The organism is Rhodococcus sp. DN22, assembly GCF_036669995.1.
Lineage (GTDB): Bacteria > Actinomycetota > Actinomycetes > Mycobacteriales > Mycobacteriaceae > Rhodococcus_F > Rhodococcus_F erythropolis.
Window position 1 is genome coordinate 1,228,357 of sequence record NZ_CP133326.1, and the last position, 12,636, is coordinate 1,240,992.

At 61.5% G+C, this 12,636-nt stretch carries 11 protein-coding genes and 1 pseudogene; 7 read left to right on the top strand and 5 right to left on the bottom strand.

Translation table 11 applies throughout. From position 1 onward, the window contains the following. Nucleotides 1-37: 37 nt before the first annotated feature. Nucleotides 38-1,150, bottom strand: coding sequence for an NDMA-dependent alcohol dehydrogenase (locus tag RA302_RS05560; protein ID WP_166502921.1), 1,113 nt, complete (start codon nucleotides 1,148-1,150; stop codon nucleotides 38-40). A gap of 163 nt (nucleotides 1,151-1,313) precedes the next feature. Between RA302_RS05560 and RA302_RS05565 the strand changes: the two genes are divergently transcribed. After that, a complete protein-coding gene (locus tag RA302_RS05565) occupies nucleotides 1,314-2,273 on the top strand; it encodes a helix-turn-helix domain-containing protein (RefSeq protein WP_166501916.1) in 960 nt (319 codons plus the stop codon). Between the two features lie 12 nt (nucleotides 2,274-2,285). Here RA302_RS05565 and RA302_RS05570 read toward each other — a convergent pair whose 3' ends face one another. The 3 genes from RA302_RS05570 to RA302_RS05580 are packed head-to-tail and all read right to left on the bottom strand — an operon-like array spanning nucleotide 2,286 to nucleotide 4,893. Next, a complete protein-coding gene (locus RA302_RS05570; protein ID WP_166501917.1) occupies nucleotides 2,286-2,906 on the bottom strand; it encodes an L-threonylcarbamoyladenylate synthase in 621 nt (206 codons plus the stop codon). Nucleotides 2,907-2,932: 26 nt separating this feature from the next. Continuing rightward, nucleotides 2,933-3,358 carry a MerR family transcriptional regulator gene (locus tag RA302_RS05575; RefSeq protein ID WP_019747166.1) on the bottom strand — a complete coding sequence of 142 codons (426 nt, stop codon included), beginning with the start codon at nucleotides 3,356-3,358 and terminating at the stop codon, nucleotides 2,933-2,935. A 35-nt stretch (nucleotides 3,359-3,393) separates the two neighbouring features. Then, a complete protein-coding gene (locus tag RA302_RS05580) occupies nucleotides 3,394-4,893 on the bottom strand; it encodes a SulP family inorganic anion transporter (RefSeq protein WP_182262504.1) in 1,500 nt (499 codons plus the stop codon). 297 nt (nucleotides 4,894-5,190) lie between these two features. On the opposite strand from RA302_RS05580, the gene RA302_RS05585 reads away from it, so the two are divergent. The 4 genes from RA302_RS05585 to RA302_RS05600 all read left to right on the top strand — a co-directional run bounded on the left by RA302_RS05585 (nucleotide 5,191) and on the right by RA302_RS05600 (nucleotide 8,761). Beyond that, on the top strand, nucleotides 5,191-6,405 hold the full coding sequence (locus tag RA302_RS05585; protein ID WP_020968624.1) for an Ig-like domain-containing protein: 1,215 nt from the start codon (nucleotides 5,191-5,193) through the stop codon (nucleotides 6,403-6,405). Between the two features lie 55 nt (nucleotides 6,406-6,460). Then, a complete protein-coding gene (locus tag RA302_RS05590; protein ID WP_020968625.1) occupies nucleotides 6,461-7,579 on the top strand; it encodes an Ig-like domain-containing protein in 1,119 nt (372 codons plus the stop codon). A gap of 288 nt (nucleotides 7,580-7,867) precedes the next feature. After that, the gene (locus tag RA302_RS05595) at nucleotides 7,868-8,236 is read left to right on the top strand and encodes a hypothetical protein (protein WP_029537646.1); all 369 of its coding nucleotides are present in this window, start codon (nucleotides 7,868-7,870) and stop codon (nucleotides 8,234-8,236) included. A gap of 354 nt (nucleotides 8,237-8,590) precedes the next feature. Further along, complete coding sequence (locus RA302_RS05600; RefSeq protein ID WP_020906453.1) at nucleotides 8,591-8,761, top strand: hypothetical protein; 171 nt, start codon at nucleotides 8,591-8,593, stop codon at nucleotides 8,759-8,761. 69 nt (nucleotides 8,762-8,830) lie between these two features. On the opposite strand, the pseudogene RA302_RS05605 reads toward RA302_RS05600, so the two are convergent. Beyond that, a pseudogene (locus RA302_RS05605) lies at nucleotides 8,831-9,106 on the bottom strand (HNH endonuclease family protein); the annotation flags it as partial. A gap of 192 nt (nucleotides 9,107-9,298) precedes the next feature. Here RA302_RS05605 and RA302_RS05610 point away from each other — a divergent pair. Continuing rightward, on the top strand, nucleotides 9,299-10,474 hold the full coding sequence (locus RA302_RS05610) for a tyrosine-type recombinase/integrase (protein ID WP_021334719.1): 1,176 nt from the start codon (nucleotides 9,299-9,301) through the stop codon (nucleotides 10,472-10,474). Further along, entirely contained in the window at nucleotides 10,467-12,626 is a 2,160-nt protein-coding gene (locus RA302_RS05615) for a site-specific integrase (protein WP_080656790.1), read from the top strand. Before RA302_RS05610 ends, RA302_RS05615 begins: the two co-directional genes overlap by 8 nt. Nucleotides 12,627-12,636: the final 10 nt, after the last annotated feature.

A 12,636-nucleotide genomic window follows, 5' to 3' on the forward strand; every position in this document is an offset into this window, starting at 1 on the left:
CACCAGTCACGCCGTGACTGGTGCGACTGATCGATGATCAGTGTTCGTGAATGATGACTCCGCGCATGATCTTTCCCGACTTCATGTCGTCGTAGCCCTGGTTGATGTCTTCGAGGCGGTACTCGGTGGTGACCATTTCGTCGAGCTTCAAGAGCCCGGCTTCGTAGAGGTTGAGTAGACGGGGGATGTCGGCGCGAGGGTTGCATTCGCCGAACAGGCTTCCGCGGAGCTGTTTTTGGAACAGGGTCATTTCGGCGAGGTGCAACTGTGTGTCAGTGGCGCCCATCGGTGAGACCGCTGTCAAGACTACGCGGCCACCCTTGCGGATCAGCTCGACTATTGGCTGGATCATGTCGCCGCTCGCCACCCCGACGGTCAGGATCGCGACGTCAGCCATGACGCCCCAGGTCAATTCGTTGACCAGCGTCATGGCCTCGTCGATCGACGAAGCAAAGTGGGTCGCTCCGAGAGTTTCGGCCATGGCCTTCTTGTCCGTCGAGATGTCGACTGCCACGATGTGCCTCGCGCCCGCGATCTTCGCCCCCTGGATTGCACTTCCACCGATCCCGCCGATTCCGACGACGACCACGGAGTCGCCGGGCGAGACCTCACCGGTGTTGACGGCAGATCCCCAACCGGTGGTGACTCCGCAGCCGACGAGGCAGGCCTTCTCGAGGGGAATCCATTTGTTGATCTTCACCACGGACGCTTCCGGCACTACCGTGTAGTTGCCGAAAGTTCCCAGAAGCGAGAAGGTTCCGACGTCGTGCCCGCGAGCTGTCGCGCGGTACGTCCCGTCGACCTGTGCGCCGGCCATCAGAATGGCGCCGAGGTCGCAGAGGTTGCTCTGTCCGACTGCGCACCAACGGCAGCGTCCACACGAGGGAATGAAGGAGAGGACGACGTGATCGCCTACCTCGACGTCTCGCACGCCGGGGCCGACTTTCTCCACTATGCCCGCGCCTTCGTGGCCACCGATCACGGGGAGCGGGACTGCCAGATCACCGGTCACAGCATGATCGTCGGAGTGGCACATGCCGCTGGCAACCACTTTGATCAGGACTTCACGTTCTTTCGGATCTGCGAGCTCGATCTCCTCGACACTCCACGGTGTGTTGTGATCCCACAGCACTGCGGCCTTCGCCTTCATCGACATTCCCTTCGAGCGTGCTTCGCGGCGCAGTGTCTTCTCGTCTGCTCCTGGACACATGCTGTCTCCCCTCGGGGGCCTAGGTCATGCATCTGCGCGCCACGGTCTGGTGTTTTCGCGCCGTTTCGCCAATCCATGAAGTGAATTTGCTATAACCTTAGTTATGGTCACCACCCGGTCTGGAGAGAAGACTGCCGACGGCATTCCTGTCGGCATGGGAGGCCACTGGTGGGAATCTCGTCTGCGGGAGCAATTCATTCCCCTTGATGTGCAGGTATCCCGATCGATTCTCCGCGAGGGATTCGCCGCATCGGTCAAGCGACGCTCGCTGGACGACTTCGGTCTCGTCGACCTCAGCTGCGATCCGTGCACAGGAAAGCGAACCGCAACTCAGGTATCCGAAGCCACAGAAGACTGGGTCGTGCTGATCGCAATCCGGTCAGGACGCGAAGCGCTGACACGAGCAGGTGAGACGATTCTCGTGGGCGCTGGTGACGTAGTTCTGTGGGATACGCGCAATCAGGCCGAGTTCGAGGTGCTGGAGTCGATTCGTTCGATCAATTTGCTGATTCCTCGCTCGGCCCTGGCGGAAGTCTCCGGTCGAGCGTGGCCGGCTTTCGGCGGCGCGCTGGAACGGGACTCACCGTCGGTACGTTTGTTGGTTTCCTATCTGTCGATGCTGGCCGATTCGTTGGCCGAACTTCCTGAACCCGCGGTATCAGCGGCCAGAAATGCCACCCTCGAACTGTTCGACGGGGCGGTGAGCCAGACCATCGGAACTGAGGACGCTGTCGGTTCCGCCGCGCTGCGCTTGTCGATCGATGCCTGGATCGACGGGCACCTGTGTGATCCGTCGTTGTCGTTGACCTCTGTTGCCGCCGCCCACGCGGTCTCGGCCCGGACGGTCCAGCGAGTTTTCGGCCGATCCGGTGAGACGTTCAACGGGACGGTACGGGCGCGGCGGTTGGCCAGGGCACGCGAGGAATTGCGTCGCACGAACAGTTCGATCACCTCGATCGCCACCCGATGGTGTTTCTCCGACGCAAGCCACTTCTCGCGACTTTTCAAAGAACGGTTCGGGACTTCTCCGGCGGCATTCCGCTCTCGGAAAATGCGGAGCTGACGTCGGGGCCGCCTACTCGAATCGGGAAGGATCTCCCGCGCCGACGCGCACGATCTCGGCGGCACCGGACGAATAGTCGACCACCGTGGTGGGCTCGGTGCCGCAGTCACCCGAGTCGATGACGGCGTCGAGTTGGTGGTCGAGTTCTTCCTTGATCTGCCAGCCGTCCGTCATCGGCTCCTCGGCGCCGGGCAGGAGAAGGGTGCTGGAGAGGATCGGTTCACCCAACTCTTGCAAGAGCGCCCGCACTACCGGGTGGCTGGGGATACGCACTCCGACGGTCTTCTTCTTGGCGTGTGCCAGTCGACGCGGAACTTCCTTCGTGGCGGGAAGGATGAACGTGTACTGCCCAGGCGTAGCGGCTTTCACCGCGCGGAACGCCGAGTTGGTGACGTGGACGAAGTGCCCGAGCTGCGCGAAGTCGGCACAGACCAGCGTGAAGTGGTGATCCGACCGCAGGTGACGGATCTCGCGGATCCGATCGGTGCCCGAGTGATTGTCCATTCGGGCACCCAGGGCGTAGCAGGAGTCGGTGGGGTAGGCGATGACCGCGTCGTTGCGCAGCATTTCGACGATCTGGCTGATCGCGCGCGGCTGCGGGTTTTCCGGGTGAACGTCGAAGTATCGGGCCATCAACCCAGCTTAGTTCAGCTTGCAGATCACGAATGCCGTTCACCGTTCAGACTGTGGTCGGCGAGCAATCCCGTCAGCTCTTCGGCGTAGGCGAGTTGCTTACGTAAGTGTGTGCAGCTTTCTTCCGCCCGGGTATGGCAGGCGGTGACGAATTCGGTTGCGGCGGTTCGTGTTGACGCGTCCGAAGCTTCGTCGCCGAGCACTGCCAGGGAATTGAGGAGTTGTTTCATTTCTTCGAGACTGAATCCGAGCGGCTTCATTCGTCGGATTACCAGTAGCCGTTGGACGTCCGCCTCGGTGTACAAGCGGAATCCTCCGGCGGTCCGCTCCGATGGAGTGACCAGACCGACCTCGTCGTAATGACGGATCGTCTTGATCGACAGTTCGGTGCGTTCGGCAACCTGCCCGATCTGCATGTTCTGTCCCTGGACCGCATGTTCCGGCTCAGACATCACTCCTACTTTCGTCGCGCTGGGCTTCCATACTCTCAGTGACCGTCACCCAGGCGTCCGGACAGGCGCAGATGGCGCTCGGCCGATGCGTCGTCGAGCCCCACGATCTCGACATTCTTGCCTCTGGCCGCGTACTTGGTGGTGATCGCGTCCAGTGTCGCCACGGTCGACGCGTCCCAGACATGAGACTCGGACAGATCGATGACAATGTTCTTCGGGTCGTCGACATAGTCGAACTGGTAGATCAGATCGTTGCTGGATGCGAAGAACAGCTCGCCTCGAACCGCATAGACACGGGTGTCCTCGTCCGGATGCGCGACGTCGATCACTTCGGTGAGATGCGCGACGCGGCGGGCGAAGATGACCATCGCGGTGATCACTCCGACGATCACGCCGTAGGCAAGATTGTGGGTCGCGACGGTGACCGCCACGGTGACCAGCATGACCACTGTCTCGCCGATCGGCATGCGGCGCAGGGTCTTCGGATTGACGCTGTGCCAGTCGAAAGTGCCGACCGAGACCATGATCATGACGGCTACCAATGCGGCCATGGGAATCAACGCCACGACATCGCCGAGGCCGACCACGAGTATCAGCAAGAACACGCCCGCCAGGAAGGTCGAGATTCGAGTGCGAGCGCCGGAGACCTTGACGTTGATCATGGTCTGGCCGATCATCGCGCACCCTCCCATGCCTCCGAAGAAGCCGGTGACGATGTTCGCGACGCCTTGGCCCCACCCTTCTCGGGTCTTGTTCGAGTGAGTATCCGTGACGTCGTCGACGAGCTTGGCCGTCATCAACGATTCGAGGAGGCCGACGAGCGCCATGGCCAATGCATACGGAGCAATGATCGACAGTGTGTGCATGTCCAGAGGGACGTCGGGGAACAGTAGCGTCGGCAGGCTCGACGGAAGCTCGCCCTCGTCGCCGACATTGGGGACGTTGAACGCGAAAATGACTGTGGCGCTGGTCAGTAACACGATCGCCACCAGTGGAGCCGGGACCGCGCTGGTCAGTTTCGGCAGGAATACGAGTATCAGGAGGGCGACGGCCAGAAGTGGGTAGACGAGCCACGGAACATCGATCAGGTGGGGGAGTTGGGCAATGAAGATCAAGATGGCCAGTGCATTGACGAATCCCACCATGACGCTGCGCGGGATGAAGCGCATCAGCTTGGCGACGCCGAGGAGGCTCAACACGATCTGGAGCAGGCCGGCCAGAAGGACTGTCGCAATCAGGTAGTCGATTCCGTACTCGCGCGTCAGTGGAGCGACGACCAGTGCGACGGCGCCGGTAGCTGCGGAGATCATTGCGGGTCGTCCGCCGACGACGGCGATGGTCACTGCCATCGTGAACGACGCGAACAGTCCTACCCGCGGATCGACGCCGGCGATGATCGAGAACGAGATCGCCTCGGGAATCAGTGCCAACGCCACGACCAGTCCGGCCAAAACTTCCGTTTTGAGACGGCGAGGTGACCGGAGCGCGGCCCGAACCGAATTGTCGTTGGTGGATGAAGCGATGGTTACTGCCATGAGATTCCGTCCTGACGAGGTTCTCATACTCTACCCTCCCGTAAGGGTAGAGTATGAACGGAGTTCTCACTACGGCGCGAATTCCTGTCGAATTATGTTTCCCCGCAGTGAATCTCGAACCGCGAGATTGATCGAGAGAGGCAAGGCTCGCGGCGGCGGTCAGATGTGACGACCAGTAACCCTTACCAATTATTTACCTACTGTGTAGTTTTTGTTTATTGAAAACGGGTCAACTCGGGCGTTGGCTCCGTTACAGTTCGGCGGCAAACGTCAATCAGGTTGTTCCGAGAGGACATCATGTCAAAACGCCTACTGAATGCTGCGCTCCTTACCGGTCTCCTTGCCGGTGGAACCGCTGTGGCCGTGATTCCGGCGACCGCGGCGCCCGTTGCAGAAACCACGTCGACAACGTTTCAGGTCACGTGCCGCGCAGTTCCGAGTGCGTTCTCCGGTCCTTCGTCAGACGGAAAGCCTGCTACGGTGCGAGTTTCGGCTCCTTCGGTCGTGGCGCCAGGTCAAGTCTTCGACATCGAGGTGGATCCGGGTAGCGTCCAGATCCCGAACGATGTGAGCGGCGCAAGTGTCAAGAAGATTTCGCGTCTGAAGATCGATCTGCCGATTCCGACCAACGCGGAGTTCGTTTCGGCGACGGTCACCGATCCGGGCAATGTTGTTGCCGGGAAACCTGCTTCGGTGATTCGTGTCAACGAAGACGGCACTCCCGCAGCGGACGGTCCGATACTCCGGTTGTCCGGCGCAAACGAAGCGATCGGCAACAGTCCGTCATCGTCGTCGGGTGCGCACGGCGGGCTTGCGATCAACGCTCAGTCCGGAGCCGAGACCAACATCGTCTTTCCGAAGATCAGAATCACCGTAAAGGCCGGGCCGTCCGGCGCAGTCGAAACCAATGTCCGGACTTCGGGTGCTGCAGGTACTTTCGGCGGGCCGGAGTCGTTTTTGACCTTCCTCCCTCAGGTAAGTCACTGGCTCGCGGGAACCATCTGGGCGCCCACATCCTGTTCTCCTCGCGACGGTGAGACGGGTCCCCTCAACGCCGGTGCCGGCGCATTGGCCTCCACGAAAATCGACGGAGACCTCGGACCTGTTGATCCCGAGCCTGGAGCAGACATCGTGACGACGCTCGAAGGGCCGACGACAGCCGCTACCGGCACCAAGGTGTCTTTTGCTTCTCACGTCGATCCGGAAAACGCAACGGGAACAGTACAGTTCATGGTCGACGGCAAGCCCGTCGGTGACCCGCGGCCGGTGGTTCGCGGTATTGCCCGCCTGGATCTGACCTTCGGTAAGGCGGGTACCAAGTCCGTGACCGCAGTCTTCACAGCTACCGGCGACGAGGCGAAGTACACGTCGGCGGCACACATGCTCACGGTGACCGGTGATTCAACAGGCCCGGTCGATCCCGACCCGACCGATCCGGGCACTCCGGGTGGCCTCGGCAGCCTCGAGTCCGTTCTGCCGCAGCTGCCCACAGGTTCGCTCGGTGGCAAGTGATCACGGTCCTACTTCACCGAACACTCGATGACCGAGTCTTTTTGAAAGGCAACATATGAACTCCCGTTCTCTGGCTGTTTGCGCAGTCGTACCAGCTGTCGCGGCCGGACTCCTCGCTGTGTCCGCTCCGGTAGCAGCGGCTTCCGATACCGTGACGCGAACAGTTTCCTTCGAACACAAGTGCCGGGTCGACGGCGCCACCGATTGGGATTCGTCGTTCTCCGACAACCTGGAGGTCACGGCGCCCACGTCCGTGCGTCCGGGCGAACAGTTCACAGTGAAACTGCATCCGGGCACCATGCGTAGTTCGGACTCGGACACCGGTCGTATCAAGTACGACATCGCACTACCGCAAGGGGCAACCCTGGTGTCGTACTCCCTCGTCGGTGATTCGTCGTCGAACTTGACCGGCGAGACTGCGGTGCTGCTCCGGGTGGGCGCAGACGGAAACGCGAACCCGGCGGGTGAGTACCTGCGAATTACCGGCACCGGCAACAAGACAGTCAACGACGGTCCGAGCGCCAGCGACAACAAGCCCAAGGAAGGGCTGCAAGTCAAGGCCAACACGGACTTTCGTTTGCCGGCAGTCGAATTGAAACTCGAAGCTCGGTCCGACGAGGGAAACGCGACGACGCACCTGCGCGCCGGGGCGACGAGCCCGAGTATCAAGATCAAAGACACGAGCATGAGTTTCGGTGAGTCCCGGTGGGTCAATGCCGCTGGGTATTGTGTTGCTTCGGGCGAGGGACGCAGCGCCCTCTCGACTACCGAGGTATTCGCGACCAACCAGACCGAGACGACGGTCGCTGTCGCACTGGAGGCACTGACGGGCGAAGACGTCAAGATTGCGGCGAGTATCGACCCGAACCCGGGTGAGGGCACGGTCGAGTTCTTCGACGGCGAGACGAAGATCGGTAGCGCCACAGTCGATTCCAATGGCCATGCAGAACTGGTCTGGCCGTTCCGCGACCAGGGCGAGCATCGTATCACCGCAAAGTTCTTGGGTACCAAGAAGTTCAGTTCTTCGGAATCTGCAGACAAGACCGTGACCGTCACCGTGCCCGGCGTCATCGTCGTCGAGCCGGTGGATCCGACGGAACCGGAAACTCCTGGTGGAACCGGAAGCCTCGGGGACATCTTCTCGAAGCTGCCGATGGGCTCACTCGGAGGCTGAGTCACCCAAACGGCAGGGGAGCGTCGACGTTTCGGCTCGAATACGGTTGTGTGATCGAATACTGGAATGACAGGTTCGAATCATGCCGAGAGCCGCAACGCCGGCGTTCCCTATTTTTCTCAATGGGAGTCTCCGTCACGGAAATCGGGCCAGAACCACAAAAGGTAGCTCACCAAAACTCGTGCCCTTTTACTACCGTTAGTTGAAGAACGGCGCGAACCGCGGGTTCTTACATCAACAAGCCTTCGAACTCGCCGCTGCGGTTCAGGTATGAACAAGGTAGGGAAAATGCGCAAGGTTAGTTTGCTCGCGTCCGCTGCAGCAGTAGCTGTCGGTGTGGCAATGATCGGGACGTCTGCGGCCTCAGCAGCGCCGGGAACGATTCCCGGTCATGGGCTGTTCGACGTGCCGTGGGAGGTGTTGCCGGGAACCTACACGACGTCTGGACCCGTATCAGCTGATATGCCGTGCATATACGGTCGGGCAAAAGTCGACGGCGACGGTGAATTGAATGTCCTCGAGTTCGAAAGCACCCTCGAACCGGCGACAGTCACCATTCTCTTGACGGATTCTCGCTTCACCACCGCGTATTGCGCTGATTGGAAGAGAGTGTCGTCAGTCGGATCGTTGGATCTCGGATCGCTTTTCGGGTCCTAGACGTCTCCACTCTATGTCGAGATGGACCTCTGGACGTGACCACGGCCCTCTGCCATCTCGATTGAACGCTCGGCTCGCGGATGCGCTCGTTCGTCTCGAGTTTTCGACCACTCGTCGCATGAGTCCATGACCAGGGACTTTAGCCCTCAGTAATTACCTACCAATCGGTATATTCTGCGAAGGTACGGACTTCGTGAACCGATGTGAGTTGGCTCCGGGGGACGTGCCGGCCTCGCAGGACCGCCCGCAAAGTCAGCCCGGTGAGGCCACCAGAGTTCGCGCATTTCGACAGATTGCCGCTGGGTCCGTCCGCTACGAGGGGAGCGGACGGACCTGACAGCACGAGAGAGTGCCATGCCTGAACGTGGTCAAAGCAGAGTGGACGCGGGGATCATTGCCGTCGTCGCAGTCATAACCGGTGTGTTCGTCGCACTGACCGGCCACGGTCTGGTTGCAGCGCTGGCCACCGTGTTGGGCCTCGCGCTCGGGATGGCGATTGTGCGGTATCTGATCAAAGGTCGCTGATCAGAGTCCTCTGATCAAATGTCGCTGATCAGAGTCCTCTGATCAAATGTCGCTGATCACCGCAAGAGTTCAGCAGGTCGCGAGAATGTCTGCGATGGTGTCGTGTTCGGCTTGGGTAACCCACAAACCGTATGCCGCTTTTACTTCCACTTGAGCAGTCACGTACTGGCAGCGGTATGCCTTGTTGGGTGGCAGCCACGACGCCGCGTCGGAATCCGACTTCTTCTGGTTGGTGGGCCCGTCGACAGCGCGCAGGTTTCGAGGGTCGTTGGCCAGATTGGTTCGCGTTTGCGTGTCGAGCTGCTGCGCGCCCTTCTGCCAGGCGTCCGAGAGTGCGACAACATGTAATCCGTAGCTAGTAGGTAGTGCCGTTGACATCATCCTGGGCTTCCTTCCACGGATTCGGGATATGTGGGCGACGGTGTTATCTGCAGGCAGCGAGGTACGCCGATGACACCGCCGACACGCACCGTTCGGGTGCATCGAATCAGGCAGGGTCGGGCGTAGCTTCGAGTTCAGGCGAACGGGAGCGGGCTGATGGCTACAGCGCAACGTGTCACTCTCAGCGACGGTGCAACGACCTGGACGGTGATCGACAGATCGTTCGGTCTCGTTGAGCCGGTCGAGGCATACCTCGAGTACGGGCGGCAAATCGACTTCCGGCCGAACACGACCCGCGCCTACGCACAGAGCCTGGCCCAGTGGTGGTCGTTCCTGGAAGTGACCGGCACATCGTGGGATGCGGTGAAGCTGCACGACTTCGGCGACTTCATCTCTGCCCTGCGCTACGGCGAGCTGGACTCGCCGGTCCGCGAACTCCGCCCCCGACCGACGCTCAGCGACAGCACGGTGAACCTCCGCATGCGCGCGGTGATGAGTTTCTACCGCTACCAGGCCGACAGCGGAACAGACGCTGCGCCGTTCCTGTGGAAGCAAGCCCAGGTCCGATCGGGCCGCTACCTCTCGTTCCTCGAGCACGTGGCCAGGCGAGCGCCGCAGAAGCGCGCAACTATCCGAATCCGCGCCGCCCGCAAGGCCATCCCGGTTCTGACGCCGACCACGATCGACGCCCTCCAAGATGCCGAGGCCAGCTACGACCCGGTGCTCGAGGAGTGGCGAGGTGACCTGCGATATCGGTTCCTGTGGGCAGTCCTGGCGGAATCGGGCATGCGGATCGGTGAAGCCCTCTCGTTGCAGCACCGCGACTGGATCACCGGGATCGGTGGCAAGAGCGCCCGGGTCGCGATCGTGAGCAGGGTGCACCCGCACGGCCTGTCCGCCAAGTCCGGGGAGCGCGAGGTCCACATCGGGTCGCGGCTCGATCGGCTCTACGCCGACTACGTGTGGTGGCTGTGCGATCGAGGCGCCGATGTGGCCCTCGATGATTGGGACAGCAGCTACATCTTCTGCAACGTGATGCGGAACCCGCTGTTCGCGCCGCTGCGCACCGAGTCGGTCTATGCGCACCTGCGCTCGATGAAGCACCGCGACAACGACTTCCCGAACCTGATGACACCGCACTGGTTTCGGCACACCCACGCCACTGCGCTGTTGCTGGCAGGGAGCCCCGTCCACACCGTCAGTCGCCGCCTCGGCCACGCGAGCGTGCAGACCACGATGAACATCTACGGCCACGTCACCGAGGACGCCGAGCTGGCCTCGGTAGCGAACTGGCGCGAATACGTCGCCGGATGGGAGTATCCGAATGCTTAGCCCAGCAACAGATCCCGCAATCACGTCCTGGTCGCGCAGCCCCAAGAGACTGCACCAGATCGATCCGGGCTTGGCACTAGCGGACATGTTCGACCTCACCATCGCCCGCAGGCTCTGGGACTCTCTGCCCGAAGAATGCCGCAGCGATCACTTCGACAAGAAGACGATGCCGGCGCACTACCGACCGGCGATCCGCGAAGTAAACGTCGGTGGGGGCTGGACCTCCTGCTACCTGAACTTCCGCGGTTTGCCGGAGCCGATGACCTGGGAAATCGCCTGGATCATTCATCGGCGTATCGAGCTGGGTCACTTCGTCCGCGTCATCGAGACGAATGCCGTCTTCACCCTGCTGCGCGCCGCGATGCATCACGACGACGAGTGCCGGTCGGCGCAATCGCTGCTGCACCGTTCGCCGGACGAGTGGGTGAGATCCGCACGGAAGGCTCAGATGCGCGGTGAGAAGATCGGCGAGTCTGCGTTCAAAGGCGGCACCTACCGCCTCGGGCACATGGCCGCCGTGCTCGGATACGCCTATCACCGCGGCCCGTGGTGGGAGCTGAACGTCTGGAACCCCAGCCTCGACCCGAGGGTGCCCCAACGCGACCACGAACCGCAAGGTCGCACGACCATGCACTTCACCAACCTGACCAGCATGTGGTTGCGCGAGGGAGCGAAGTACTGGCTCTCGGCGGGCCTGACCACGGAAAGGTACTCGTGGAGCACGATCAAATCGCGCCTGGACGCTCTGAAATGGCTGCAACGCTACATCGACACCACCGCCGATCAGGGCCCGTGCCTGACAACCGATCCACACCGCCTGCGGGGCTTCATCCGCGGCTTCTGCGACCTGCTCCTCGCACACCGCATCGAGTCCGGGGCGCGCGCGGGCAAGCCGCTGGCGACGAACCCACGCCGCCAGATCATGACCGCGATCGAACAGTTCTACCAGTTCATGTATGACCACCGGGACGAAGCCGCCACCGAACTCGGCATCAGCGCCTGGGCCACTCTGCGACCCGAGCACTGCGTGCTCTTCCGCCCCGAGGACAAGCCCCGCCTGGCCAACGTCAAGGCAGACGGCATGGTCCTCGAAGACGATGTCATGGCGCAGATCGCCGAAGGCAGCGGCCTGCTCGCACAGCCCGTGAACGAGGGCGGACTCGGCGACCTGCAAGCCTTCCACATCATGATGCTTCTGCTGCGCACCGGACGTCGCGCCAACGAGGTGCTGATGATGGACTTCGACCCACTCGAACCGATCCTGCGCACGCGCACAGACAGTGATCCTGACAGCGCGGGATTCGTCGCCCGGATGCGGTATCAACAGACCAAGATCGAATCGAACCTCGCACCCACGATCCCCGTGGACGAGGAGATCGTCACGATCATCCGAGCCCAACAAAAGCACGCCCGAGAAATGATGGCACACTTCGGAAACCCTGACGTCACGCCAAAATACCTGTTCCTTCGCACGACCCGAAACCGACTGGGCGACAAGCCTTACCCGCTTCCGACAATGCATCTGCGGTTCAGCAGACTCACCAGCCTGCTCAACATCAGAGACTCCGTCGGACGTCAGGTCGCGGTCTCCAAGACACACCGCTTCCGGCACACCGCCGCGACCAACCTCATCAACGCCGGAGTGCCGCTGCACGTCGTGATGCGCTACTTCGGACACATCTCTCCGGACATGACCTTGCACTACGCCGTGACCTCCGCTCAGACCATGGAGGAGGAATTCCTCCGATACAAGAAAGTCACCCGCGACGGCCGCACCGCCTCGATCGACAGCTCCGACCTCTACGACCTGATCCAGCTCGACAAGCGAGCCGACCGCATCCTCCCCAACGGCTGGTGCACGCTCCCACCGAAACAATTGTGCGATAAGGGAAACGCCTGCCTGTCCTGCTCGAAATTCGTCACCGACTCCACTCACGCCCCGCAGTTGCGGACCCAACTCACCGACACGGAAACCCTGATCGAACACCGGCAAGCAGTGTTCACCGCGAAGTACGGCGCCCCGATGGACGAGACGAACATCTGGCTGCACGGCCGCCAAATCGAGGTCGACTCGCTCAACCGGATCCTGCTCTCGATCAACGACGTCTCCGCCACCGACAAGGCCGTTCGCGGCCCCGGAACCACCATCTAGAGCAAGGAGA

Bases quoted from the DNA above. Each gene is read 5' to 3' on its own strand.
- RA302_RS05610 (WP_021334719.1), top strand. From the start codon at position 9,299: ATGGCTACAGCGCAACGTGTCACTCTCAGCGACGGTGCAACGACCTGG.
- RA302_RS05595 (WP_029537646.1), top strand. From the start codon at position 7,868: ATGCGCAAGGTTAGTTTGCTCGCGTCCGCTGCAGCAGTAGCTGTCGGT.
- RA302_RS05590 (WP_020968625.1), top strand. From the start codon at position 6,461: ATGAACTCCCGTTCTCTGGCTGTTTGCGCAGTCGTACCAGCTGTCGCG.
- RA302_RS05585 (WP_020968624.1), top strand. From the start codon at position 5,191: ATGTCAAAACGCCTACTGAATGCTGCGCTCCTTACCGGTCTCCTTGCC.
- RA302_RS05560 (WP_166502921.1), bottom strand. From the start codon at position 1,150: ATGAAGGCGAAGGCCGCAGTGCTGTGGGATCACAACACACCGTGGAGT.
- RA302_RS05615 (WP_080656790.1), top strand. From the start codon at position 10,467: ATGCTTAGCCCAGCAACAGATCCCGCAATCACGTCCTGGTCGCGCAGC.
- RA302_RS05565 (WP_166501916.1), top strand. From the start codon at position 1,314: ATGGTCACCACCCGGTCTGGAGAGAAGACTGCCGACGGCATTCCTGTC.
- RA302_RS05580 (WP_182262504.1), bottom strand. From the start codon at position 4,893: ATGGCAGTAACCATCGCTTCATCCACCAACGACAATTCGGTTCGGGCC.
- RA302_RS05570 (WP_166501917.1), bottom strand. From the start codon at position 2,906: ATGGCCCGATACTTCGACGTTCACCCGGAAAACCCGCAGCCGCGCGCG.
- RA302_RS05600 (WP_020906453.1), top strand. From the start codon at position 8,591: ATGCCTGAACGTGGTCAAAGCAGAGTGGACGCGGGGATCATTGCCGTC.
- RA302_RS05575 (WP_019747166.1), bottom strand. From the start codon at position 3,358: ATGTCTGAGCCGGAACATGCGGTCCAGGGACAGAACATGCAGATCGGG.